General features: G+C 33.7%; 3 protein-coding genes and 1 pseudogene. All 4 read right to left on the reverse strand.

Annotated features, from left to right (window positions below; all coding sequences use genetic code 11):
• Window positions 1-290: 290 nt before the first annotated feature.
• Window positions 291-596, reverse strand: coding sequence for a hypothetical protein (locus ACEWB7_RS17225; RefSeq protein WP_411580998.1), 306 nt, complete (start codon window positions 594-596; stop codon window positions 291-293).
• A gap of 67 nt (window positions 597-663) precedes the next feature.
• The gene (locus ACEWB7_RS17230; RefSeq protein ID WP_411580999.1) at window positions 664-987 is read right to left on the reverse strand and encodes a hypothetical protein; all 324 of its coding nucleotides are present in this window, start codon (window positions 985-987) and stop codon (window positions 664-666) included.
• Between the two features lie 26 nt (window positions 988-1,013).
• Entirely contained in the window at window positions 1,014-1,286 is a 273-nt protein-coding gene (locus tag ACEWB7_RS17235; RefSeq protein ID WP_218946478.1) for a helix-turn-helix transcriptional regulator, read from the reverse strand.
• Window positions 1,287-1,541: 255 nt separating this feature from the next.
• Window positions 1,542-1,640, reverse strand: a pseudogene (locus ACEWB7_RS17240) (IS1 family transposase); the annotation flags it as partial.

The raw sequence follows: 1,640 nt of genomic DNA on the forward strand, positions 1-1,640 counted from the left end.
TGTGGTAACTGTGGTAACTGTGGTAACTGTGGTAACTGTGGTAACTGTGGTAACTGTGGTAACTGTGGTAACTGTGGTAACTGTGGTAACTGTGGTAACTGTGGTAACTGTGGTAACTGTGGTAACTATGAAGTTATCAAATGTCTAATACAAGAATTAAAAATATAATATGTTGATTATTATTAAAAAATATGTAAATCATTTTATTTTAATTTTTCGTATATACGGCAAATTTCCAAAATTAAAGTAAACAAAAAAACCACCCGAAGGCGGTTAAAAGTTTTAAAAAATCATATCGCTGTAAATTTCTTAATATATTCTCTCTCCTTATCAGTTAACTTTTGATTACCAAAAAGATTGGTAAATTTCCCAATCAATCCAAGCAAACATAAAGCGTCATACACATCCAGCATATTCTCGCCAAGCTGGTATATTTGTCGCCCGCCATTTAGTAACCAAAAATATCCACCCAAAGGATGATGCTTATCTAATTCCTGAACAGTTCTATTTTTATTCAACTTCAGTTTCTCATCAAAACACAGCTCCTTTAATGTTGAAGCACATATGAGATACATATCAGTTGAATGTATGCGCATATCGCCAAATTAGCTAATCGCAATGCAATACATTTGTAGTTTTTTAAATTTATCCATTTCGTACCACCTAACAATATCTGATTTCAATAAGCTGTTCTTTTTCTTCATTCGCGGGTTCTTTCTTTCCATAAAGCTGTACAACCAACTCATCCATTCCAATGCATTTAAGATGTAGATACCTACATAGCGTCATGTAACCAACGAATATGTGTGGCATTTCATGTATTTCCAACCACAAACCCTCACTAAAAATTACAGGCTTTTTCTCCCTATCTTCCAATATGCCATCGATATCAATTTGGTCACCTGTCCAATTGATATATGGCTGATCTAACCTAGTTACAACCGCATATGTTTTATTAACTGGACTTTTTCCAATTTTTTTAATCATGTTTAATACCCTTTTTAACTTTCTGATTAACTTCTCATTTGCTCTCTACGGCATTTTTCTTTCTGCTTCGCATACCACACTTCAATTTCTTCTGTATCAAAATAAACAGCAGACTGACGGGAAGATCCACTCTTTAACGGCTTTGGAAAAGATTGATCACTTTCCATGATTTTGCGCAAACAATCACGTGACACATTCAATAATTCACAAACTTGCTTGTATTTAAGGCGCAGCGGTTTAATTGCTTGAGTGGGAGGAAGCAAAGCTGAAATATCAAGACTTGCGGTATCACGTAACATGCTACGGCGGCTTTTTCTAAAGTAATCCACAATTATGGACTCCAAAATTATGTAATTCAGACTTAAGCCTACCAAAAGTTTTTTTTTAAAAATTATTTTCGTTGAAAACTCACAAAAAAATGCCACCTCAATGATGGCATTTTCTTAAATTATTTATTTTAAAAGAGATTTTATATAGTCACTCCACCATTGCATAACCTCCGCTCTCTCTTTTATATATGTATTTCTGGTGGTGTTTTAAAAAGTATGCTGACATTAAATGAAGCCATTATTGATGTAAAAGAAAGTTAAGTCGAAGGCTTTAAAATGGTTTTCAAGCTTTTTGGAGAAATTACAACTTCTTCTAAAACCACG

The sequence above is a fragment of the Acinetobacter sp. NIOH-H-8 genome (genome assembly GCF_046635365.1).
GTDB lineage: Bacteria > Pseudomonadota > Gammaproteobacteria > Pseudomonadales > Moraxellaceae > Acinetobacter.